Source organism: Labrys sp. ALF-8 (genome assembly GCF_059699065.1).
The window spans coordinates 3539123-3563114 of record NZ_AP048537.1 but is presented as its reverse complement, the minus strand read 5'-3'; the positions used below and the strand labels follow the sequence as shown (position 1 = coordinate 3563114).

Below are 23992 nucleotides of genomic sequence, written 5' to 3'. Positions count from 1 at the left end.
TCATGATCTCCTCGGTCTTCGTCGATCGTCCGCGGCTCGCGATCGTCATAGCTATCGTCACGGTGATTGCCGGGCTGCTTTCGCTCCTGGTCATTCCGATCGCGCAATATCCCGACATCGTGCCGCCGCAGGTATCGGTGACCACCAACTATCCCGGTGCTTCCGCAGACGTGGTGGATTCCACCATTGCCCAGCCGATCGAAGCGCAGGTCGTCGGTGTCGACAAGCTGATGTACATGAAGAGCGTGAGCGGCAATGACGGCAGCTACACGCTCACCGGTTCCTTCGAACTGGGCACCGATCCCGACATCAACACCGTCAACATGAACAATCGCGTCCAGACCGCGATCTCCAAGCTTCCTCAGGACGTGCAAAAGCAGGGCGTGACGGTCAAGAAGAAGTCATCCGCCCTCCTCGGCGTGCTTGCTGTCTATTCGCCGAAACATAGCTACGACCCGCTGTTCATCTCGAACTATGTGACCATCAATATCCTGGACGAGATCAAGAGCACCCCGGGGGTGGGAGACGCCACGCTCTGGGGGCCGCAGGATTACGCCGTCAGGGCCTGGATTCGCACCGACCGTCTCGCCGGCCTGAATCTAACGACGAACGACATCATCAAGTCCATCCAGGCCCAGAATATCCAGGCTGCCGTGGGCCGAGTGGGCGCACGGCCGATCTCCGACGATCAGCAACTGCAGCTGAACCTGCAGACCAAGGGACGCCTTTCCTCCATCGACGAATTCAACCGCATCGTGTTGAGGACCAATTCCGACGGCTCGCTCCTCCGCCTCGGCGATGTCGCCCGGGTCGAAATGGGCGCAGCGAACCTCGATCGTGAAACCCTCTTCAACGGTGGACCGGCCTCGGTGCTGGCCATCTACCAGGCGCCGGGTGCCAACGCCATCTCCACCCTCGATGCCATCCGGGGCCGGATGAACGAGCTTGCAGCGCGTTTCCCGAGCGACCTGGAATGGAAGATCACCTACGACCCGACCGTCTTCGTGAAGGATACCATTCACGAAGTGCAGAAGACCCTCATCGAGGCCTTCGTCCTGGTCGTGATCGTCGTCTATCTGTTCCTGGGCAGTTTCCGGGCGACGCTGATACCCACCCTCGCCGTTCCCGTCAGCCTGATCGGCACGTTCATCGCGCTGAATGCGATCGGCTATTCGGCCAACACGGTCTCCCTCCTCGCGCTCGTGCTGTCGATCGGCATCGTCGTCGATGACGCCATCGTCGTGGTCGAGAATGTCGAACGGGTGATGGAGGAAAACCCGTCGCTGTCGGTGGCTGACGCCACCAAGCGGGCGATGAGCGAAATCACGGCGCCGATCGTTGCCATTACCCTCGTGCTGCTGTCCGTTTTCGTGCCGGTGGCCTTCATACCTGGTCTGTCGGGTGAACTGTTTCGTCAGTTCGCGGTCACGGTGGCCGTCGGCATGTTCCTCTCGGCCATCAATGCCCTCACGCTGTCACCGGCTCTATGCGCCGTCCTGCTGAAATCCGGCTCGCACGGTCCCAAGCGCGGCCCGATCGGCATGGTCATGCGCGCCATCGATCGTGTCCGCGACGGTTATGGCGCCGGCGTCGCACGCCTGGTGCGCTTCGCCACCATCGGACTCGTCTGCGTCGCGGCTTCGATGGGCGGGGTCTACGCGCTGAGCAAGGCGACCCCGACCGGGTTCCTGCCGGAAGACGACCAGGGCGCCTTCTTCGTCGTCGTGCAATTGCCGGGAGGAGCCTCGCTGAGTCGCACGACCGACGTCATCCGCGAGGCGGAAAAGACCCTGCGCGAGGAAGAGACCATAGCCGACTTCACATCGGTGATCGGGCTGAACTTCATCGACAATTACTCGCAGCCCAATGCCGCCTTCATCGTCGTCACCCTCAAGCCGTTCGAGGAACGCTCCGGCGAGGGACAGGGAGCGGCAGCAGTGCTCGCGCGCCTCGGGCCTCGCCTGCGGCAGCTCTCGGGTGGCACTGTCGTACCGATCGCCCCTCCCCCCATCGTCGGCCTGGGCACCGGTGGAGGTTTTGCCTATGTCCTCCAGGATCTGCGCAGCTCCGATCCCAAGACCCTTGACCAGGTGCTCCGCGGCCTGCTCGTCGCAGCCAACCAGGATCCGCAGCTTTCCCGCGTCTTCAGCACTTATTCGGCGACCAATCCGTCAGTCTTTCTCGATATCGACCGCGACAAGGCACAGATCCTCGGCCTGTCGCTCTCGGATGTCTTCCAGGCGCTGCAGACCTCGCTCGGCGGATTCTATGTCAACGACATGAATCTCTACGGCCGTACCTGGCAGGTCCAGGTCCAGGCGGAGGCAACGGATCGGACCTCGATCGACGACATCTACCGGATCAATGTCCGCAACGCCGAAGGCAAGATGATCCCCATGCGCTCCATTCTGGAGGCCCGCGTGGTGGTCGGTCCGCCGGCGCTCATCCGCTACAACAACAAGCGGGCAGTCACGATACAGGGCAATCCAGCCCCCGGTGTCTCCTCGGGCCAGGCCCTGGCGGCGATGGAGAAGATCGCCGCGGCGACCTTGCCGGACGGGTATAGCGGCGCCTGGACCGACACGTCCTTCCAGGAGAAGCGGGCCGAAGGCAAGACGGCGATCATTCTCGGCTTCGCCGTGCTCTTCGCCTTCCTCTTCCTCGTCGCCCTCTACGAGAGCTGGACGATCCCCGTGCCGGTGCTCCTGTCGGTCTCGGTGGGTATCCTCGGTTCCTTCGCCGCTATCGTCATCGCCCACCTCACGCTCGATCTCTACGGCCAGATCGGCATGATCGTCCTCATCGGCCTCGCGGCCAAGAACGGCATTCTGATCGTCGAATTCGCCAAGGAGCAGCGCGAACGCGGTATTCCGCTTCTGACGGCAGCGACGGAAGGCGCCCGCCTGCGCTTCCGTCCGGTGATGATGACGTCGCTCGCCTTCATCCTCGGCCTCTATCCGCTGGTCGTCGCCCACGGCGCCTCGGAAATCGCCCGGCGCAACGTCGGCACCCCCGTGTTCGGCGGCATGATACTGGCGTCGTTCATCGGCATCTTCGTCATCCCGCCCCTTTACGTCCAGTTCCAGGCCCTGCGCGAAAAGCTGAGGCCCGGCGCGCGCCCGAAGCAGCCAGATCACGGCCCTGCCGAGACCGGAGGAGGCCAGGATGCCGTCGCCCCCTTAGCTTCGCTCCAAAAAGGAGGACACCCATGATGAAAGCAGCACTTACATCGGCAATCGCCGTCGCTGGCATGCTGGTCCTGGCAGGCAGTGCGAGTGCCGATAAGCTGCAAGGCCTGACGTCGCTGCAGGGTGCCTGGGTCGAGCAAAGCATGAGCTGCGATCAGGTCTACTCCCCGGGCAAACGCGGCATGGCCTTCCGAAAGGACGTGAGTGTCTTTGCACCGGCCTTCATGATCTCCGGCCGGAGGATAAGGACGCCTGGCGCGAGTTGCAGCATCCAGGGCATCTCCTACAAGGGAGACCGGATGATCCTGAATCTGGGTTGCACCACGACCATTACGTCGAGCCCCGTCAAAGCCTATCTCTCGGCTGGAAAGGACGGGGAGCTCTATCGCTACAATGACGACGTCGCACAGGTCGGCAGTCGATACGACGCCTGCAAACCCTGACCGCCAAGCATGCTGAGGGAGTCTGACATATGAATACACAAACCTCGTCGACGACGGCCAGCCTGGACACACTCGGCGACGATAGCTTCATGTCGGCCGACGATCTTCGAAAGTACATGGCCGAAATGAAGATGGCCCAGATGTCCAAGGAGCTCAACGCCATGGACAAGGCCGAAAAAGCCCGCAAGGAGCTCGTCGAGTCGCTGCAGCAATATGTCGACCTTACGCCGGCAAAGATCGCCGATATCAAGCAGCGGGTGCAGGGCATGATCCGGCGGGCCGCCGCCAATGGCGAGACGGAAGCGATGGTGATGCGCTTCCCCAACGCCCTTTGCACCGACAGCGGGCGCGCGATCAACAACACCGAGCCCGACTGGCCTTCGACCCTGACCGGGCGCCCCAAGCAAGCCTTCGAATTCTGGAGGGACCACCTTCAACCGATGAAATACAAACTCAAGGCTATGATCATAGAATTCCCCGGTGGCTTTCCCGGTGATGTCGGATTCTTCCTAAGCTGGTCCTAGAGCGTTTTGTGTTTTGACGGAATCGGCAGAACGCGAAGACGTGTCGAAAAACAAGGAGTTAAAGCAAAGCGCCGTTTCTACCTAAACGCGCTTTGCTCTGGGAGGATCGTTCCGATGGATAAGAAGGTCGATAAACCGCTCAAGGAAAAAGCATATCAAAGCGCGCTGCGTTCAGCCCACATCGAACTGGTGAAGCTCCAGGAATGGGTGAAGCACAGCGGCACCAAGGTCTGCATCGTGTTCGAGGGTCGCGACGGCGCCGGCAAGGGCGGCACGATCAAGGCGATCACCGAGCGGGTGAGCCCGCGCACATTCCGCGTGGTCGCGCTTGCGCCGCCGACCGAGCGCGAGAAGTCTCAGATGTACGTCCAGCGCTACCTGCCGCATTTGCCTGCAGCGGGCGAGATCGTCATCTTCGACCGCAGCTGGTACAACCGCGCCGGCGTCGAAAGAGTCATGGGCTTCTGCACCGAAGACCAGGCCCGGCATTTCCTGAACATCCTTCCGGGAGTCGAGAAAGCCATTGTCGACTCCGGCATCATCCTCCTCAAATACTGGCTGGAGGTGAGTCCCGAAGAGCAGACCCGCCGCATTCAGGCGCGTATTCTGGACCAGCGCAAGATCTGGAAGCTCTCGCCGATGGATCTGAAATCCTACAGCCGCTGGTTCGACTATTCGCGCGCGCGGGACGAGATGTTCCTGGCGACGGATACCGAATGGGCTCCCTGGTATGCCGTCCATTCAGACGACAAGAAACAGGCGCGCCTCAACATAATCTCCCATATCCTCGGCTCCATCCCCTATGAGGAGGTACCGCGAGATAAGATCAAGTTGCCCAAGCGCCAGAAGCCGGATGGTTACGAGGAGCCGGTTTTCGCGCGTCACTGGGTTCCCAATTCACATTTCTAGCGCCGGGAAGGATGAAACATGGCTCCCCGTCGGAGGCATAGGTCATGAAATCGCGAAATTCTCTGTTGGTCCTGCTTTCAACCCTCATGCTGGCTGCTGCGCAGCCGGCGACAGCCGTGGAGAAGAAGCCCGTTCCAAGCGGGACGATCACCATCAGCCAGGGACAGGCCGGCTACATCGTGACGGCCCAGTATGGCGGAGGAACGTTGCGCTACCGAGGTCGTAGCTACGGGTTCAAGATCGGCGGCGTGGGTATCGGGGGCCTGGGTGCATCTTCGCTGACGGCAAGCGGCACGGTCTACAATCTGAGCTCCCTCCGCAACTTTCCCGGCCGCTATGTGGCAGCCCGAACGGGACTTGTGGTGCTGGACAAGAGTCTGGGCAAGATTTGGCTGAAGAACGAGCAGGGCGTCTACATCGCCCTGCGGGCCAAACGCAAAGGCCTCATGCTGTCGACCGGCCTGGATGGTGTCGTCATCACCATGAAATGAGCCGGGCTCGCCAGGTCCGGGCGCGATCCGACGATCAGCGCCCGCGCCTCGGGTGCGTCAGAAACCGGGAGGCGGGAGGCGTCCCGCTGGTCTCTTCGTTCCGGAACCAGGCAGGCTTTCCGCCCCGGTCTTCAGCCTGCTTTCTGGACGTGATTGCGCGGAGCGTGCCGGAAGGCGCTCACCGCCTCCTCCAGATCCTCGAAGATCATGTCTTCCCCGATGCTGTGGATGGTTCCGGCCCGTGTGAGGACCTCCATGGGCTCGTGATGCAGTTGGGCTATGGCGAACCGAAGGCCTCGCTCGGCAAAATCGGACCGCAGTTCCTCGAGCATGCCCGCAGCGGTCGAATCGACCTGGGCGACGGCGCTCGCATCTAGGACAAACCACCTGGTGTTGGCCGGCAGAGCCTTCGCAACCTCCAGCAGGCGTGCGCGGACATAGTCGACATTGAAGAACAAGAGGCTTCCCTGCACCACGCAGACAGCGAGCCCGGGGATCGGTTCGGCGTTACGCGCTCGATGCAGCTTGTAGAAGCCCTTGCGGCCGGGAACGCGCCCCAGCAGGGCATCGCGCGGCCGCATCTCCTTGAGCAGCACATAGAGGAGAGTCGCCGCGACCGCGATGACCACGCCGTTCAGGACCCCGAGGCTGATCGGCCCGGCCATGCCGATCAGCGCGAAGATGAACTCCATTCGGCTCACGCGCCAGATCGCGCGAAGGCCGGCCACGTCGAGAAGACTTAACGCTGCCGCCACGAGGATGGCACCCAGGGCCGGGATGGGAAGGAGGCGTATGGCTCCCTGCATGAAGAGGAGCATGGCCGTCAGCGTCAGCGCTGCAACCAGGCCCGACATCTGCGATCGACCGCCGACCGACAGGTTCACCGCGGTGCGAGAATCGGAGATCGTTACCGGAAAGCCGCTGAACAGCCCGGCGGCGACATTCGCCGCCCCTAGTCCAACGAGTTCGGCATTGGCGTCGACGTCGAACTTGTCGCGAGCGCCGAAGCTGCGCGCCCCGACGATGCCAGAGCCAAAACTCACAAGCCAGACGGCACCGGCGCCAAGCAACAGCTCCTTGACAGGCAGATTGCTGTTGATCGGAAAGGAGAGGCTGGGAAATGCGTGCGGGAGTTCGCCGACGACCGCGATTCCCATGCCGCTGAAATCGAAAAGCGCAGAGGCTGCGATGGAGGCGGCGACAACGATCAGCGGTGGAGGCACCGGCGAGCGCCAGTGCGTGAGCAGCAGCAAGAGCGCGATGAGCGAGCCCCCAAGGATCAGGGAGGGCAGATGCACGAGCCCGGCTTTTTGGATGAGTTCCCAGATGGGTGGGAACAGCCCGTCGGCCTCTATGCGCACTCCGGTCAGGCGCTGGATCTGTCCCACGATGATGGAGATCGACACGCCGCTGATGAATCCAACCAGGATCGGCTTGGACAGAAAAGCCGCAATGACGCCAAGGCGAAGCAGCCCGGCAATGATGCAGAAGACTCCCACCGTGATCGCAAGCGCGGCAGCGGCCGTAACGCGATCCTCTGTCGTCGCGAGAGGGAGGGTGGCAAGAACGGCCGCCAGAACCGTCATTGTCGCAGCATCCGGCCCCACCATGAGTTTGTGCGAAGGGCCAAACAAGGCATAGCCGACCAACGGAAGGATGCTGGCATAGACACCGACTTCGGCCGGCAGACCAGCGATGGCTGGATAGGCGATGGCGCTTGGAATGGCGACGGCGGCGACGGCCAGGCCAGCCGTGAAATCGGTCCGCAACCATGCCAATCTAAAGCCTCGGAGGCCGCCGAAGATCGGGAAATGTGTCAGCATGGAACGAACTTTCCGAGAGTTTGCGACAACTGGACGCTCCCGAGCATCTGCGTGAAAGCCAGGTCGCCTCAGCCTCCGTGATCGCGCAATGGCGCCTGCGCGACCTCTAGCGTCATGGGGACCCGTGATACGGGTCCCACTCCGCCTCTCCGATCGCCATATGGAGGCTTCATCGAAGCTTGCGCTTTCGCGGCGCGCTACTCGGGATCCGTCGCTGGGCGGACAAGGTCGTCGGTCTCACTCACGAACCGCCTCCCAGCCCTTGCCGGGATTCAGGCTCTCGATGCGAGCCGCCTCCGTGGCGGTGCCGGGCCCGAGGTTGCGCTGATAGACCTTGCCCTGCTGATCGCACAGGAAGGTCATCACCCCCGTCTCGCCCCAGCGTTCGGGGTAGGCCAGGAGTGCAAAGCCCGCCAGCATCCGGCCGCCCACCACATAGCCATAGGCGCCGCCGGGAGCATCCGGGCCCTGTTTGGTCAGGATGCGGTAGATGTAGCCGAAATAAGGTGTCGGGCCTTGCTTGCCGCTGCTCTTCTCGACAGCGGCCGCCGCGATGACGTCACCGAGCGGGCTGCGGTCACGCGGGGTCTCGGGCTGCCACCAGAGGCCATCGTGGCGTCCCGGCGAACTGATGAAGCGACGCGCATATTGCTGGACCGGCTCATCATCGTGAAGGCTGTCGTAGTACTCCCGCTGCGCCTGGACATAATCGGCGCAGGCAGCGATGGCCGTCAGTTCGTTGCGGCCGACGGCCCTGTCGCGAATCTCCTGTTTTCCGGCCTTGAGGTCGAACGCCCATTTTCCGTCCTTCTGGCGAAGGGGGATCGGAAAGCTCCAGGGGTCGGCGCCGAAGACAAGGATCGCCATGCCGGGCTTTTCCTCGACGACACCCTGCGCCTGATCGGCAAGGGCGAGAAAATCGGCGAGACGCTGGTGGTCTATTTCCTCATCACCGGAGCTGAGCAGTTCCTTGGCGCCCGCCCCCATCATCTCATCGAGCTTGCCTTCCTGAGGTTGGCGCGCAGCGTCGACGAGGGCCTGGGAAGCCTCCTTCGGCGTATCGAAGAGATGTTGGCACAATCCGGCCTCTGTGCCGCCGATCAGGAGGAACGCACCAAGCAGCGAGCCGCTGAATGCCTGCATGAAAATGCCCATATGCCGCCTCCCTATCGACCGCGCCTGCCGCCACCGCCACCACCGAAGCGCCGGCCACCGCCGCCGCCCCCCCGGAACCCTCCGCCCCCGCGGAAGCCGCCGCCATTGAAGCCGCCTCTCTGGAAGCCACCGCCGCCATAGGGACCACCTCCGAACTGGCTCCGCCTGCTCGCCATGCCGCGCTGCGCCGCGAAGTTGGACGCGCGGCCCCCCATGCGGGCATCGCCGAAGGCCGAGTCGCGTGCCCTGCGATTGACGGCCGGCCGTTTGCCGGCGCCCTTCTGTTGAGCGCGCCCGCCCTGGCGGCGATTGGCGGGACGGGGGCTCACCTGATTTCCCGCGAGGCCGTTTCCGGCCTGGGCGCGGTCGCCGCCCCTGTTCATGCGGTCCGAGACGCCTGGCCTGTCACTGCCGGGCCGTGGGCTCCCGAGGCCCGGCTTGGTGCCTTGACCCGGGCGATAGCGGCCCGAATCCGGCCTCCAGGGGCGGGATCCATTGCCGATGTCGATCTTGTTGCCGATATTGATGCCACCGCCGGGCAACTGAGAGGGAAAGTTGCCCTGACCGGGTGGACGGTAACCGGGAGGCCGGGTCCCTGGCGGATAGCCGCCATAGCCGGGCGGATAGCCGCTCCAACGCGGCGGGTAGACCCAGCCGTGCCCCCAGTCCCAATAATTGGACATCCCGGCACCGACCGCGACGCCGAGGCCGAAGCCAAGCAGGCCCGCACCGATCGTGTAGGCCGTCGAGGGATCATATTCCGGCACATAAACCACGCCCGGATCAGCCGAATCGATCGCCACGTAGGACTTGCCGTTCTGGGTCTCCGACCGCACCCGCTGGTGCTTGTCCGACTTTAGCGAGCCGGCCGCCTGCGCTGCCTGCCTGAGATCCTGGATCATCGCGGCGACGTCATTCGGCTGATTGACGAAGGCGTCGCCGAGGTCGCTCGTTGCGTTGAGATCCGAATTGAGCAGTTCGATCACCTTGGGGAAGCGTGACAATGCCTTCACCGTGGGATCGAGGTCCAGCGCATCGAGCCCGGAGAAGTCACCCTTGCTCACGGCGGCTGTGTTGCGCGCCAGCCATCGGGAAGCTTGTACGATGTCGACAGGATAGGCGGAGGCCGGGAGGAGCTGTGCGAGCAGGGAATCCGGATAGAGCGCATAGGGTGCCAGAAGCTTGCGCAGCTCTTCCGTGCTGAACACAGAATCCGCCTGAGAAGCTGTCGCCGGCTGGGCATCGGGGGCAGCGGGTTGTGCCGCCGGCGGCGTCGGAGGCGGCGCGGGTGTTTGCCCGAAAGCCGTTGCAGCGTGCATGATCGTGAAAATCGCACCCGCGATCAGGGCCGGTAGACAAGTCTTCGACAACAATGACCGTGCAACCCATTGAGACATAAGCGCCCCCTTAGTACCAAACGCATTGAAATGACGGCTCGCCGGCCTGCACCGGGGCTGTCCAGACACTCCTCGGCGAGGATTGGCGCTCTGAAGCCCCCTCCGGCTTCGAGTCGCTTGCAGTGATCACACCGATAGCCGCCGGAGTGCGGGCACTTTCTGTAATGAGCGCCCCCACCCGCCTCGTGCCGCCAGATCGGCCTCCTGGGCTCGGTCCCGGCATTGGGATCGAACCCGCAAGGATCGAGCGGATCTGCCGTTCGCTCTATTTCAGACGCTCCAATCTCATCTGGCCCATCCGGCCGGTTCCACCAAGTTGCGACGACCCCGATCCCGACAGCGTTTGGAGGGCAATGGACTGTCCTTCCCCACCGACCAGAACGTCCGCACCCAGCCCGGCGGCGAAGGTCGGCGTCTTCGTTGTGCTGAGGTAGGTGCCGCTGAGATCGCGCGGGCGTTCGTCCGCTTCGAAGACACGCCATACAAGGACCTGCGGCCGCGCCATCGCGCCTTGAGGATCGAGATAAAGGAATTGGGCATTGTATCGCTGAGTCGCCAGGCCTGCCGGCTTATAGGTGCACAGACCCATTCCCCCATGCGCCTGACACGTCAGCGTGCCCGCAACCGCGCGCTGCCGCGATGCTGCATTGGCGAAATTCAGCGCTGTCCCGACGACGACGATGAAAGCAGCTAAAGTCAGCAAGGCAGGATGCAGCACCATGAGGTCCCCAGGGTGAAAAGGTCGACTTGTCGACTACGGCGCGTCCAGGCTCTGCCGCTCAACCGCCGGTGCCCCATCGCCCTGCCTGCAGAATCAGGGCCATGATCCAAGCTCCAGCCGAGCGGAACGGCTTTTATGGTACTGGAGGGAACTAGATTTCATATTGTCCTCTAAGCCACTGTCCCCCGGAACAATGCTCCTAAAGCGGCAGAAGGATGTTAACCGATAACTGCGATCCGAATACTTCGGAGGGCCTCCCCGCCGATAAGCCTAATGCTTGCCCGCGAACGCGTGCCTGGGCCGATGGCGAGCGCGATGGCGCACGAGGAGGCGGCGAGGCACGCCCAGAGCATGCAACTGCATTGCTCCCATCTCCCACTAAAGAATTTACTCAAATAATTCTTCGCGCATACACTCAATATCACTTAGATATTCACTTAAATAAACAAAATTAAAAGATATTTTTGATTAATTATTAAAATTTTATCTTATCCAAACACACAGTTCCTATTACAATAAATATATACCCCTCCGTCATACAAATTCAAACTGTTGATTGAGGAGATGATGGCGATGACACGCCTTCGGTAGCGTGTCCACTCTATCGAACCACAGTTATTTTGGTTATGTTAGATACTGCATTTGGCGAAGGCCGCCTCCCTCGCCAGTGGAGAACATTACGTTGTGGCAACTTACGCCTTCGGATGACCCTTTGTTCACAATATTGCACAGAAAATGATCTTATTAGTGACTTGCCCATTTTTGAATAATATCGCACTCTAATATTGAGGTTTGTTTGGGCTCTTAGAATGATTTTCGAATTTAGATTGCCAAAGATCAATCCGCATATGTCCGGTGCAACCGTAGAATTTCTTCATACTGGACCGGCCGCCTTGAAGGCAGGCGCAAAGCTGCTGGATGTCAGTGTCGATCTCGGCAGCGCCTTCACGCAGGAATGTCCGCCTGTGTCGTTCTACCGCTTCGTGATGCGTGAGCCCGCCTGGCTGCGCGAGATCAAGGTGGTCCCCGGACAGCACTGCACGGTAGACGAGTTGGTTGCGTTGTTCAGCACCGCCCCCGAAGAAAGTCTCGACCAGGCCGCCGCCCGCGGCGTGCGGCTGACGGTGGCCGGCATCATGCATTACCCCGGCATGTGGACAAGGAGCGCCCAGTGAGCAGTCTCGCACTGCATCTCGGCCCGCTGAAGGTCGATGGCCACAAGATCTTCCGATCCGGCGTCCGATGGCTCTGCGCGCCGGGCGAACAGGTCCGCGCCAACCAGATCATCGGGTACTGCAATATCTCGTTGCAGTCGGCTGGCCTGCGGCTGAGCGGGCCGCCGCCATTCGCGGACGAACAGGAATTGCAGGTCGCCTTCGCGCCGCGCGTCGCCGGGCGTGTCGCCATCAATGCGAGCATGGTCCGCGGCGGCTATCTCAGCATGCACAGCGTGGAGACCTGGAATCCGGACGATGTCGTCGCCCATCTGGAAACCGATGCGGATGAAAGCGCGGAGGCAGGCCGGGTGCGCCTGATGATGCTGGCCGGGCGGAGGATGACGGGACTTGCCGATCTGCAGCAGGCCGGACTCCTGCCGAGTTGGCACGGCCGCAGCCGTGGCTGGTGGTGCGAGGAGGGCGAAACCCCGGTGAGCCTGCTGAGCCTTGGTGTATGCGATGCCGCCGGCATCGTAACCGGGGAGAACGGCGCTTTTCTCGAGACGTTCGAGGCAGTTCAGCAGGCGGCGCAGATGGTCTACGTCCCGGACCATCCGGTCGCATTCACCACGCAGCTTCTGCTCGACCAGTTGAGCCGGACGCCCGCCCAGGCAAAGGCGATAGCATCGGATTTGCGTGCTTTCCTCGGCGAGACGACGACGGCCCCCTCCGCCGACGACTGGATGTTCGCCGGCAGTTTCCTGCAGGTGATGCAGCGGTCCCCGATCACGGACACTTATACCGTCTTCTCGGGTGGCGGCTTGACACAACTCAGGCCGGCGGAAGTCATCCTGATGTCGCTGATAGCGGAACCCCAATCGATCCTCCGGCACAAGAAACTCGGCTATCACCTCAACATCCTGCGCCATTATCAGGCCGCGGCGGGCCCGGCCATCCGCGCCTGGCTGGGCAGCGCCTTCGAGCCCGTCAAGCGCTCGCTCGACGACATAAAGCGCGACTTTGAAAACCTGATCGACACGGTAGCCCGCACCACGGGGGCGAAGCTCGCCATCGTCAACCGCATGTCGACCCAGGGACACGAGGATATTTCAAGCTACGCCCCCTTCGACGCGCCGATGAGCAATACGCTTACCAACATCGCCGCGAAGGAAACGAACCTGATGCTCCACGATATCGCCGAGACGCGCGACATCGCGATCATCGATGTCGATGCCATCGCGGCCGACATCGGCGGCGCCGAACACCTCCCGGATTCGGTCCATCAAAGCGGAATCATGCAGGCGCTCCTGCGCGCCGAGATCCAGCAGGTATTGCGGGAAGTGCGGCAACCTATTGTGGCGGGCGCCGCAGCGTGAAGGTGATTTACAGTCAGAATCGTGGACCGCAGCCATGAGCGTGAGCTTCACCACCCGGGCAGGGGATGGGGAGCGCCACAGGCAGCGCCCTCCCCACGACGCAATGGAAGTGCAGTCGCCGCCAGGGGGATGGGCAAGATGGCCTTCGATCCTTCTTTGGATGGTCTGCGCCGCCGCCTGCCTGGCTCTGAGCTTTTATGTGCTGACGAGAGCCAGATACTCCGGCCAGGACTCATGGCTTCCCATGGGGCGTGCGCTTGACTTTCTGCATGGCGCCAATTCGGGATCGGTCTATCAGACGCTTTTCTTCTCCGAGCACGTCAAGTTTCAATATCCGCCGGCGAGTTTGCTGCTGATCGATTTGCTGCGCTCGATCGGAATTCAAGCGCCGGAGGAGTTGAACCTGCTCAATGCGGGGGTCCTCATTGCGACCGGCCTGGTATTCGCCGTCTTCACCGTCCAGGTTCTAGGGTCGATCCGCTGGTTTGGTGTGCAGGTGCCGGTCGGACCGCTCGCATTCCTCGCAGCCATCCGCTTCTATCCAAGCAATCTGGCATTCCAGATCGGGCAGATGCAGATCCTGCTGGGTCTTCTCTTTCTGCTTGCCTGCTGGGCGGTGCTGCATGAGCGACGCGGCCTCGCCGGTTCGCTCATTGCCTTGGCCGCGACCGTCAAGCCGCAATTCCTGCCGCTCGGACTGCTGGCGCTATGGAGAAGGGACTGGCGGTTCGTCATCGGGCTGGCGGCTGTTACGGCCGCATCACTGGTGCTCTCGGTGGGGCTCTATGGCTGGCGTACGCACCTCGACTATGTCAACGTCCTGGAATTTCTGTCGAAGCGTGGCGAATACCAGCACTTGAACCAGTCCGTGAACGGCATATTAGTTCGCTGGTTCTACGACGGCCCCTCTCTCGACAGGGATCCCCTGGGCGCCATTCCGCAATCCGCGTTCCCTCCCTACATGGCCGCCGTTTACTTTCCGACGTTCATATCGAGCCTGCTGATGCTGCTCACGCCCTTTTTCGTGCGCGCGCGGGACGACGACCGTGTTTCAAAGCTTCTCGAATTCTGCACCGCGTCGCTGTTGTTCACGATGGCTTCGCCGATCGCCTGGGTGCATCACTACAACATTCTCTTGCCCATCTATGTAGTGGCTATCAAGGCCGCGCTCGAACGATGGGAGGGCACCCCGGCATGGATTGCCTTGGGGCTGCTGGCCGTCTCGTTGCTGTTGACGGGATTTCCCCTGGTGCCGGCGAGCGACCCGACGATGGCGTCGCTCAACCTCGTCCAGTCCCACGTATTCCTGGGAACGCTCCTGCTGGTCGTCATAATGCTTGTGGAGATGCGGACGACCGTTGCGCAGCATTCGATACGACAGTCCCTCCAGGCTCAGGCCGCGTCCTGATCCCGGCCGACAAATCCAGGGCGAGCGGGATCTCAATGAGTCCGTGAACGATCCGACGGAGCCTGGGTTGGCGATTGCCGCTCAGGGCCCCTCCGTCGCGCAGCCTGCCAAGATAAAACCTCCACTTCCAGCCCATTCCGGTCCAAACTCCGACCGCACGCGGCTGCTTGCTTTTCAAGGCAGGGTGTAGGCGATCACGTAGTCTCCCAGCTTGGTACCGAAGGAGCCGTGCCCGCCGGCCGCCGTTACGATGAACTGCTTGCCATTCGCCTCGTAGCTCATGGGCGTGGATTGTCCTCCGGCAGGCAGGCGATCTTCCCAGAGTTGCTGGCCGGTCGTCACATCATAGGCGCGGATATAGGCATCCATCGTGCCAGTCATGAAGGCGACGCCTCCTGCCGTGACGATGGGTCCGCCAAGCGCGGGAACGCCAAGCTTGAAGGGCAGCGGAATCCGAGTGCTGTCGCGGACGGTTCCGTTGCGATGCATCCAAACGATCTTGTGAGTCTTCAGGTCGATTCCGGCGATATACCCCCAAGGCGGCTGTTTGCAGGGCAGCCCGAGCGGCGACAGCAACGGTCCGAGCTTGACGCCGAATGGCACGCCATATTGCGGCTGGATCCCGACTTCCGATCCGGGCAGGTCATCGGCCTTGGGCGTATCCGGGTTGCTGTCGCTGCGGGGGATGAGGCGCGAAACGAAAGGAACGGCGATCGGATTGGCAATGGCGATCTGGCGCGTGGGATCGACCGCGATCCCGCCCCACTCGAACATGCCGAGATTGCCGGGGAAGACAAGCGTACCCTGGACGGAGGGCGGCGTGAAAATGCCCTCGTAACGAAGGCGGTGGAAAATAATCCGGCATGCGAGCTGGTCGACCATGGTTGCGCCCCACATATCCGCGCCCGTCAGTCTGTCGCTGGGGCGGAAAGTGAGTTCCGAAAAGGGCTGGGTAGGCGACGTGCGATCTCCCGGTGCGGCGCCCTGGGGCACCGGCTTCTCCGGCGCGGGCACGATCAGCTTGCCGTCGCGGCGGTCCAGGACGAAAATGTCCCCTGTCTTCGTCGGAGCGTAGATGGCCGGGATCACGCTGCCGTCCGGCCGCTTGATGTCGACGAGACTCGGCTGGGCCGGCAGGTCCATGTCCCAGAGGTCGTGGTGCACCGTCTGATAGGACCACGCCAGCTTGCCGGTATCCGCGTTGAGCACCAGCAAGGACGAGGCGTAACGCTCGCCATCCACCGTCCGGTTGCCGCCCCATGTGTCTGGGGTCTGCACGCCGGTGGGAATGTAGATCAAGCCAAGCTTCGCGTCATAGGCGGAAATCGTCCAGGAATTCGGAGAGTTCGCGACGTAGTGATGGGTCTCCGAAGCGGGCTCGTTGGGGTTGGGGTTGCCGGGATCGAATGCCCAGAGAAGCTTCCCGGCATGGACGTCGAAGGCACGAATGACACCTGAGGGTTCCTTGGTCGAATAATTATCGATCACGGCGCCGGCGACGATGACCGCCTTCGCGGTGACGACCGGGGGAGAGGTTGCTTCATAGAACCCGTTGGTCGTGACGCTCATGCCTTCCTTGAGGTCGATCTGCCCGTCCTTGCCGAAATCCTGGCAAGGCGTGCCGTCCTTGGCATTCAGCGCGAACAGGCGTCCATCATTGGTGGGCAGGAAGATGCGGGCGGGACATTCGGGCGAAGGTACGGATCCGTCGGGAAGCCTGCTGTCCGCCTTCGTCTCGAAATAGGATACGCCGCGGCAGGTCATGTGCTGAAAGGCGCGATTGAAGACGATCTTGGGATCGAACTTCCATTTGAGCGCACCCGTGGCCGCATCGAGCGCGAACAGCATCTGGTGCGGCGAACACAGATAGAGAGTGTCGTTGATCTTTATCGGCGTGACTTCGTCGGTGATTTCGGTGGGATCGTCGGGTCCCTTGAGATCGCCCGTGCGAAATGTCCATGCAACCTTGAGATTCTGCACGTTCTGCGGCGTGATCGCGGCAAGCGGCGAGTAGCGGTTGCCGAATTGGGTGCGGCCATAGCTACGCCAGTCCGCATCGGGCATGTCGGCGGCGTCCGCCGCCTTCGGGTTGGAGGCATCGGCCTGGGGCAACGTGCCCGCGATGTCCTGCGGATCTTGCAAGAGGGAAGCGACCAGCACGCCGGCGGAGGCGAGAACGGCGAGAGCCAGAGGCAGCTTCCTGTTGCGGCTCACCGGAAGAAAGCCGTGTCCCTCGAGCTCCCTCGTGATGAACGGCAACAGCAGCCAGAGTCCCAGCGGAGCGAGGATATCTCCGCGCGGTACCAGGGCCCAGAAGTCGAGCCCGACCTCCCAGACGGCCCAGACCAGCGTGCCGAGAAGGAGAATGGCATACACCCAAAGCGCCCGATCATCCCGGCGGGCCAGCAGGACGGCCGTCACGAGCAGCAGCAAACCGGCAATGGCGTAATAGGCGGAACCGCCGATCGCCACCAGCCAGCCACCACCGGCTGCCAGAACCAGACCAAGCAGTGCCACGCCCAGAATCGTACAGACAAACGCAATTCTACGCAGCCGCGGCATGAGGCTCTCCAGTCTCAAGTTTCAAGGGCACCTTCCCCGCAAAGGAAAGGCACCACACTCATTTTCGCAACTTCCGTGAAGCTGCAAGACAGGATGCGCTTAACGCCCGGACTTGTCCAAGTCTGCACCAATTCGCCGATCGGGCGACACGGTCACGGATAAGCCTGTATCGTCGACACCCCGGGCATGTCCCCGATCTGCCCCGCAAGTTCGGCGGAGCGGCGCAGTTCGTCCCAATTGTTCCAGCCCCCGGCGGTGATCACGACCGCCGCGAGGCCGATACCGATCCATCTGCCCGGACTGAACCAAGACATCGCGGCCAATATCGTCAGCAACGGGATGGTGTGCATCGTATAGAGAAAAGTGACCTCGCCGTAGACGCTGTGAAGAGCGCCATTGCCCAGGATCATGAGCGCAAGTCCCAGCGAGAAGGACCGGAACCGGCGATTTCTGACGGCGCCCCATGCTCCCAGCATCAGGAGTGCGACCCAGGCGAAGGAAGCAACGGGTCCCGAATAGGTGCGGCAGGGAAAACCATCGCCCTGGTTGGTTGCGACATATTCCTGGCCCTGCTTCTCGACCCTGGCCCGTGGTGCCACCGCCGCGCTGACATAGAGTACTTCCAGATTCGTCAGGGGATGCCAGCCTTCACTCAACAGTCCCCTTCGCTGCATCACGGGCTCGGAAAAACTCACTGCGTCCCATTTCAATCCGCGAGGATCGATAAAAATCCGGGCATCCTTGAATATGAAGAACTGAACGAGCGACAAGAACAGCACTATTCCCAAAGAAATAAAGGTAATGAACAGGAACGACCGCAATCGCCAGCGCAAGAACGTTGCGATGAGACCGATGCTCCAGTTCGTCACCGTTATCGACAGGGTCAAGGCGCTCGCCAGTACCCACCAGATACGATTGGAAGTCCGGCCATAGGCCATGAGATACAAGGCTGGCAACAGCGAGAAACAGGCAATCGGATAGAGTTCGACGACCGAACTCCAGAAGATCACCGCGGCGCTGGCCAGGAACAAGGCCGTAAAGACCGCGGCCACCTCGCGAGGCATTTTGAGTTGCCGCAGCACAAGGAACAACAGGGCCGGGTTCAGGGCACAGAAGGCAATCACGATCGCACGGCCCACCTGCAGGGTCGAGAAGCCCGACTCTGCAAGGAGAAAACCCGCAGGATAGAGCAGAATGGATGTAATGGGGTGGACGGAGGTGCGCCAATGGCTGCCACCCAGGTTCGTCATATTATCGATGACGCGTGCAATGTCTGCCTGGAACCAGATATTCTTATATTCAAGCAAGCCATGTTCCTGGCTCGTGAGAGAAAAGCCCAGGGTTGCTACTGCTATTGCAAGGCAACCGAAAATGGCTGCAAAGAGGAGATCCATGGGGAGGAAAGGCAGGGGAGCCGAATAATCCCTGGAATTACCCTCATCCTCCAAATTCTCGACATAGAATAACGAACTACCCTCGGAAATCATCTTGAGTATCATTTTTTGCCAATTATCAAAAATCGGGGAGTAAAAATAAACAACTCGACTCGACAATATAGAGGAGTCTTATTTTTTTGTATCTTACTTATGCTTAATTCAACATCAAGTATCTTCTGATCCCGAATGACCATTCCGGATCAGAAGAGTGCGGAAAACTCGACCATTGCCCTCGGAGTAAAACGGCGCATAGGATCGAGCATGTCTCGACAGACGACGCGACCCGGTCAGGTCACTTCGAATTCGACGGTGAGTTCGGACAGGCCAGCCTCGTCGGCAGGCACGGCTTCGTCCGCCCCGTCGCTGAACACGGCCAGCGGCAGGCCGATGCCCTTCCAGTCCCCCGCCTCGGCCAGCGTCCGGCGCAGCACGCCCGCCTGCCCCGCCCGGACCTCCACCACAGCCTTGTGGGTCTCCAGCTCAACGATCAGGTCGCCCTTGCCGAAACTGCTGCCTTCCTCCCCATGCCATTCCAGGATGCGGATTTCGTCGACGCCCGGCACGGCCGCTGGCACGCTCAGTTGATAGATCATTCGAGGAACTCTCTGAAGGTCGGGAAAACGGTTCTGGAGACAGGGCAGGCCAAACACGGCCAGCCCTACCCCTCCTTGATGTCAAGCAGGCGACGCACGCCCGCCACGACGCGCCCTGCGTCGGGAACGCAGGCAGCTTCGAGCACAGGGTTGGAGGAGACCGGCGCCGGCAAGGCGCCGATACGAATGCTCTTGTGATAACCGACGCGCTCGGTGACCTGGGCGGCGACTTCGACACCTACGCCGCAGGTCAACTGCCCCTCCTCGAGGGTGAGCAGCGCACCCGTGCGCTTAACGGAAGAGGCCACGGTCTCGGCATCGAGCGGAGCCAGGCTGCGTAGGTCGATGACTTCGCAGGAGACCCCCTCCTCCTGCAGCTTCTGCGCCGCTTCCATCGCGATGCGCGTCATGAAGCCATGGGTAGCGATCGTCACATCCGATCCAGCGCGGCGAACCACGGCCTGGCCGAAGGGGAGCACTGTTTCCGTCACCGGTACCTCACCCGGTATCGGGAACAGGCGCTTATGATCGATATAGACGACAGGACCGTCCGCCCGGAGGGCCGCTTTCATGAGGCCATAGGCATCGCCCGGCGTCGAAGGCGCCACGACCTTGAGTCCCGGCACGCTCATCAGCCAGGCCTCGATGCACTGGGAATGAGCGACACCCTGACCGAGGGCACCCGCCGTGGTCTTCACGACCAGCGGTGCCCTGAGAAGACCACCTGTTTTGTACCGCAGCTTGGCGGCATAGTTTATCAGCGGATCGAAGCCCAGCATGGTGAAGTCCATGTAGGTGATGCTGACCAGGGGCCGGTATCCAGCCGCCGCGGCGCCCGCGCCGATGCCGACCGTGCCGGCTTCGGCCACCGGCGTGTCCCGCACGCGCTCCGGGCCGAACTCTGTGAAGAGCCCGTCGAACTCCCGATAGGAGCCGCCAAAGGAACCGACATCCTGGCCGAGGATGATCACACGCGGATCCAGGCGCATTTCCTCCCGCATGGCCCTGATGATGGCCTCACGGAAGAACATTTTGGTGGTCAGGGTGGCACCGTCAGCCGACATCATCGAGTACCTCGCTGGCTTCCGGGAAGGGTGAAGCATCGGCAAAGGCCAGCGCCTCGGCCACTGCCTCTTCCGCCTCGGCGCGAAGCGCCTCGGCTTGTGTGGTGTCGAGCCCCAGGGCCGAAATCTGGTGCTCGATCGGACAGAACTGCCACAGCCGCGCCAGTTCCTCGCGGCTGCGCGTTTCGCGCGCCGTCGTCGAGTGAGAGCGCAGACGAATGGAAATGCATTCGACGAAGGCCGGCCCTTCGCCCGCGCGTACATGCGCGGCCGCCTGTCCGAGGGCGGCGGTGGTCGCCGCGAGATCCATGCCGTCGATGGTTTGCGCCGGCAGACCGAAGGACAATGCGATGTCGGAGATGCGGGCCGGAGCCAGTGCGGCTTGACGGGGAGTTGAGACGGAGAGCTGGTTGTTGTTGCACACGAACAGGAGCGGCAGCTTCCACAAGGCGGCCATGTTCAGCGTTTCGTGCAACGCGCCTGCCCCGGCGGCACCGTCGCCGAACAGGATGGCAACGATGCCACCCTGCCCCTCGAGCTTGCGTGCCAGGGCCACGCCGCCGGCAATGCTGATATTACCGCCGACCACGGCATGAGCGCCGAAGAAGCCCGATGCGGGATCGGAAAGATGACCGCGCCCGCCGCGCCCCCGATTGACGCCCGTGCTGCGCGCGAGCAGTTCGGCCATGACCCGCCTGGGATCGACGCCGCGAGCCAGGGCGGGACCGATCGACCGGCCGCCCGTCAGGAGCTGGTCCTTGTCATTCAGCGCGGAGGCGAGCCCCACGGCAACCGCCTCTTCGCCGGTGGAAAGCAGCTGGAAGCCGTGATCGCGACGCTTTGCCAGGGCCGTCTCGAACGCCCGGATCAGCATCATCCTGCGCAGAGGATCCACGGTTATGTTCATCGGCGTTCACCCCGGACCATGCGGATAACGGCGGAGGCGATGAGCGCTCCGCTCTCGATGGCGCCGCGCCTTTGCACCGCCTGCCTCAGCCTGTCTAGGGCCTCGCCGGCCGCAACCTCCCGCTTCAGGACCTGGCGGAGCAGGCGTCCGGCCTGGTTGCTGCCGTCGGTTTCCGCGATGGTGGACACGGTCTGCTTGCGCCGCCCCCTCCCCAGCGCCATCACGTTCGCGGGAACCAGTTCCTTGATCACGTTGGGCCTCACGATAGTTCGTGCCACGATCTCCCGCATCTGCTCCTGGGCCTCGAAGGAAACCAGTGCATCGAGACCGTTGACGATGATGCCGAGCGCGATGGCCTGCCCGGCGACGGCGGCGGCGGCCTCACCGTTCAGGCGATAGTCCGTCTGCAGGTTGCGCCCGCCGATATCGGCGATCACGCGGTCGATATCGATGACGAAGGCCCCGGTCTGGCGTGAGAGCTCCGCCGCCAGGAGGTTGAGCCTGCGGATACGCACGCGCCGACGATAGAGAAGTTCGGCGTCCTCGTCTTCGCCGGCATGCCGCAGGACCGTGCAGATGAACACGGGGTCGCCGGCGGCGACCAGCGTCTCGAAGGCCGCCTGGAGACGTGACTCGGTCTCGTTCCACGGCTCATCGAGAGTATCGACTTCCGGCAGCAGGGAAGTGAGACGAAGGCTGCCCGACGGGCACTGCGCCAGAGCATCGAGGCTCGGCACGAATACGGGATCACAGACGGCGGCAGTACCCGTTGCCTCGCCGCAGGCATTCGCGAGATTCTGCGCCGCGGCCAGCGCTGCCGCCTGTTCGGACTGGGCCAGGAAGGCCTGTATCGGAATGACGGTCATGGTGCACCTGCCGCCCACTGCATGTGTGCCTTGACGACGGCGTCGCGACCATTCAGCGGATGCCAGCGTGCCGCCGCCTCCTCCAGCTCCGGAAGGGAATGAATCCGCGCGGCTTCCGGGACGGAGCTGTCACCCAGGCTCGCCCACAGGATCGGCATGAGCGCGACCTCGGCGGTGGGATGGGCGGCATAGAAGATATCCTCCCAGTCCCGCTCCTGCAGCGGATCGCGCCAGCCGCTGCGATGAATCATGTGATAGGTGCGCGCCGGCGTCCCCGCCATCTGCGAGCCCTGCTCGGTAAGACGCAGGGCAAGTTCGCGATGCTCGTTGATGCTCAGCTCGGGATGGAAACCGCCAACCTCCAGGAAGGCATCGCGGCGGAGCGACTGGTTGGAGCCCGCCGCCGCCGCCCACAATACCTTGCAGTCGGGTGCAGTGGCGAGCGCCTCCATCTCGAGTTCGAATAGCCGGCGTGGCCCGAAACCGGGATATACGCCTGGCTGGGCACGGCTATCGATTTCGGCGAAAGCCTCGGCGATCTGCCGCCGGGTGACGAGGGAACGTGCCAGCTCCGCCGGCGACATTCGCGCCACCCTGTCCTCCTCCCCGCGCTTCGGGGTGCCCGCCTCGGGATCCAGGAAAGGCCGGGTGCAGCGCAGATGCCACGTCTCGCCCCGGACGACCAGATTGGGCCGCTCGCGGTGCAGGGCGAGATGGCTCGCCACGAGATCGGGCGCGGCCAGGGTATCGCCGTCCAGGAACAGGACGACTTCGCCGCTGGCTTTGGCCGCACCGGCATTGGCTGCGCCGGATCGCCCCGCCGGTTTCTCGTGATGGAGGGCGATCAGATCGAGATCGCCCGAAGCCGAGGCAACGACATCGGCGGTATGGTCCGTCGAGCCGTCATTGACGACGATTACCTCCGGCTTCTCAGTCTGATTCGCCAGGGACGAAAGCGTCAGCCTCAGCCTGTCGGCCTCGTCCTTGGATCGGATGACGACACTCATGCGCATGGTCAGACCCGCATCCCCTCGTTAACATCTTCAAGAACGCCAAGGTCGTCCAGGACGCGGACGACCTCTTCCGCGACAAGGCGATAGGCCTGTGGCGTCAGGTGGAAAGCATCCAGCTTCAGCGTATCCGCGCCGTGACGCGCCACCAGGGCATCGATATCGACGATCGAAACCCCGGTACGCTCAGACAAGCCCACCAATCCAAGATTGAAGCGCCGGATACGATTGGAGAACGTCTCATCCAGGCCCAGATAGCAATGGATCGTCTCGCCCGGGATGATGGGAGAGACATTGTAGATCAGGATCGGCACGTCCCTGTCCCTACGGATCTCCTCGACGATCGCCTCGAGGTTGGCCATCGAGGCCTCGAAATCGAGGAAGCCTGTCGGCGTGAAGTCAGACTTCAGCCATTCGCGGTCATCCGCCGTCCAGCCGTTGAGATCTGCGGCATAGAACAGGAAACCGTCGTCCTTGTGCCGCATCAGGCCTGTGGCGATGTCCGGAAGCACCGACAGAATGACGGCGTCCGCCGAAGTGTCGAAGACGGCGCGGCTGAACTGGCTGGCGGCGGGATAGACGCCCAAAGGAAGGTTTCGCGAAGCAATGGCCTCAGGTACGACCCCCGTACTCCCCGCGAGAGCGTCGGAGCGGGTCCACGTTTCATGGCGGACCCGCGCGGTGACTCCCGGATGGCCTTGCCGGAGCACGTCATTGATCCCATTCCAAAGCAATTGCCCACCAATTCGGCAGGAATGCAGAGAATCATGCACATCGACATTGCCTTTGACGAATAATGTCAAGCGCCTCACCACAGATCCCTCAAGCATCCTTTGAAAACTATACAGAATAACAATAAAGGAAATAAATGGCCTGTAAATCTAGTTAGCGCACCAACGACCTTCAAAACTCCACCCAAAATGGAGAGGGAGAATCAGAATGTATCAGCCTCCGGGGGAGAT

General features: G+C 62.2%; 20 protein-coding genes. 8 read left to right on the top strand and 12 right to left on the bottom strand.

Annotation, left to right across the window (positions count from 1 at the left end):
* The first annotated feature begins 2 nt into the window (after window positions 1–2).
* The 5 genes from AC6H34_RS16365 to AC6H34_RS16345 all read left to right on the top strand — a co-directional run bounded on the left by AC6H34_RS16365 (window position 3) and on the right by AC6H34_RS16345 (window position 5555).
* Window positions 3–3212, top strand: a complete 3210-nt coding sequence (locus AC6H34_RS16365; protein ID WP_448148850.1) for an efflux RND transporter permease subunit — start codon at window positions 3–5, stop codon at window positions 3210–3212.
* A complete protein-coding gene (locus tag AC6H34_RS16360) occupies window positions 3209–3631 on the top strand; it encodes a hypothetical protein (RefSeq protein ID WP_448148851.1) in 423 nt (140 codons plus the stop codon). The genes AC6H34_RS16365 and AC6H34_RS16360 overlap by 4 nt, the downstream gene beginning before the upstream one ends.
* Before the next feature lie 29 nt (window positions 3632–3660).
* Window positions 3661–4155 carry a hypothetical protein gene (locus tag AC6H34_RS16355; RefSeq protein ID WP_497539432.1) on the top strand — a complete coding sequence of 165 codons (495 nt, stop codon included), beginning with the start codon at window positions 3661–3663 and terminating at the stop codon, window positions 4153–4155.
* Between the two features lie 114 nt (window positions 4156–4269).
* Complete coding sequence (ppk2, locus tag AC6H34_RS16350) at window positions 4270–5064, top strand: polyphosphate kinase 2 (protein WP_497539431.1); 795 nt, start codon at window positions 4270–4272, stop codon at window positions 5062–5064.
* Between the two features lie 44 nt (window positions 5065–5108).
* Window positions 5109–5555: a hypothetical protein gene (locus AC6H34_RS16345; protein ID WP_497539430.1), complete on the top strand. Its 447-nt coding sequence runs from the start codon at window positions 5109–5111 to the stop codon at window positions 5553–5555.
* A gap of 131 nt (window positions 5556–5686) precedes the next feature.
* Here AC6H34_RS16345 and AC6H34_RS16340 read toward each other — a convergent pair whose 3' ends face one another.
* From AC6H34_RS16340 to AC6H34_RS16325, 4 genes are all read right to left on the bottom strand, one after another.
* On the bottom strand, window positions 5687–7378 hold the full coding sequence (locus tag AC6H34_RS16340) for a SulP family inorganic anion transporter (RefSeq protein ID WP_448148854.1): 1692 nt from the start codon (window positions 7376–7378) through the stop codon (window positions 5687–5689).
* A 237-nt stretch (window positions 7379–7615) separates the two neighbouring features.
* Window positions 7616–8533, bottom strand: coding sequence for a DUF2950 domain-containing protein (locus tag AC6H34_RS16335; protein ID WP_497539429.1), 918 nt, complete (start codon window positions 8531–8533; stop codon window positions 7616–7618).
* Between the two features lie 11 nt (window positions 8534–8544).
* Window positions 8545–9741 (bottom strand): DUF3300 domain-containing protein, encoded by a 1197-nt coding sequence (locus tag AC6H34_RS16330; RefSeq protein WP_448148856.1) that lies wholly within the window; start codon window positions 9739–9741, stop codon window positions 8545–8547.
* A 454-nt stretch (window positions 9742–10195) separates the two neighbouring features.
* Entirely contained in the window at window positions 10196–10651 is a 456-nt protein-coding gene (locus tag AC6H34_RS16325; protein ID WP_497539428.1) for a DUF992 domain-containing protein, read from the bottom strand.
* A gap of 809 nt (window positions 10652–11460) precedes the next feature.
* Here AC6H34_RS16325 and AC6H34_RS16320 point away from each other — a divergent pair.
* From AC6H34_RS16320 to AC6H34_RS16310, 3 genes are all read left to right on the top strand, one after another.
* Complete coding sequence (locus tag AC6H34_RS16320; protein WP_497539427.1) at window positions 11461–11826, top strand: hypothetical protein; 366 nt, start codon at window positions 11461–11463, stop codon at window positions 11824–11826.
* Window positions 11823–13184 carry a hypothetical protein gene (locus AC6H34_RS16315; RefSeq protein ID WP_497539426.1) on the top strand — a complete coding sequence of 454 codons (1362 nt, stop codon included), beginning with the start codon at window positions 11823–11825 and terminating at the stop codon, window positions 13182–13184. Before AC6H34_RS16320 ends, AC6H34_RS16315 begins: the two co-directional genes overlap by 4 nt.
* A 244-nt stretch (window positions 13185–13428) precedes the next feature.
* On the top strand, window positions 13429–14592 hold the full coding sequence (locus AC6H34_RS16310; protein ID WP_497539425.1) for a glycosyltransferase family 87 protein: 1164 nt from the start codon (window positions 13429–13431) through the stop codon (window positions 14590–14592).
* 174 nt (window positions 14593–14766) lie between these two features.
* Here AC6H34_RS16310 and AC6H34_RS16305 read toward each other — a convergent pair whose 3' ends face one another.
* From AC6H34_RS16305 to AC6H34_RS16270, 8 genes are all read right to left on the bottom strand, one after another.
* The gene (locus AC6H34_RS16305; RefSeq protein ID WP_497539424.1) at window positions 14767–17154 is read right to left on the bottom strand and encodes a glucose/quinate/shikimate family membrane-bound PQQ-dependent dehydrogenase; all 2388 of its coding nucleotides are present in this window, start codon (window positions 17152–17154) and stop codon (window positions 14767–14769) included.
* Between the two features lie 152 nt (window positions 17155–17306).
* The gene (locus tag AC6H34_RS16300) at window positions 17307–18641 is read right to left on the bottom strand and encodes a hypothetical protein (RefSeq protein WP_497539423.1); all 1335 of its coding nucleotides are present in this window, start codon (window positions 18639–18641) and stop codon (window positions 17307–17309) included.
* A gap of 236 nt (window positions 18642–18877) precedes the next feature.
* Window positions 18878–19183 carry a lipoyl domain-containing protein gene (locus AC6H34_RS16295; protein ID WP_448146727.1) on the bottom strand — a complete coding sequence of 102 codons (306 nt, stop codon included), beginning with the start codon at window positions 19181–19183 and terminating at the stop codon, window positions 18878–18880.
* Between the two features lie 65 nt (window positions 19184–19248).
* Window positions 19249–20250, bottom strand: a complete 1002-nt coding sequence (locus tag AC6H34_RS16290) for an alpha-ketoacid dehydrogenase subunit beta (RefSeq protein WP_497539422.1) — start codon at window positions 20248–20250, stop codon at window positions 19249–19251.
* Window positions 20237–21154, bottom strand: coding sequence for a thiamine pyrophosphate-dependent dehydrogenase E1 component subunit alpha (locus AC6H34_RS16285; protein ID WP_497539421.1), 918 nt, complete (start codon window positions 21152–21154; stop codon window positions 20237–20239). Before AC6H34_RS16285 ends, AC6H34_RS16290 begins: the two co-directional genes overlap by 14 nt.
* Window positions 21151–22020 carry a hypothetical protein gene (locus tag AC6H34_RS16280; RefSeq protein WP_497539420.1) on the bottom strand — a complete coding sequence of 290 codons (870 nt, stop codon included), beginning with the start codon at window positions 22018–22020 and terminating at the stop codon, window positions 21151–21153. Before AC6H34_RS16280 ends, AC6H34_RS16285 begins: the two co-directional genes overlap by 4 nt.
* The gene (locus tag AC6H34_RS16275) at window positions 22017–23027 is read right to left on the bottom strand and encodes a glycosyltransferase family A protein (protein ID WP_448148866.1); all 1011 of its coding nucleotides are present in this window, start codon (window positions 23025–23027) and stop codon (window positions 22017–22019) included. Before AC6H34_RS16275 ends, AC6H34_RS16280 begins: the two co-directional genes overlap by 4 nt.
* A gap of 8 nt (window positions 23028–23035) precedes the next feature.
* Window positions 23036–23617, bottom strand: a complete 582-nt coding sequence (locus tag AC6H34_RS16270) for an SGNH/GDSL hydrolase family protein (protein ID WP_497539419.1) — start codon at window positions 23615–23617, stop codon at window positions 23036–23038.
* Between the last annotated feature and the right edge of the window lie 375 nt (window positions 23618–23992).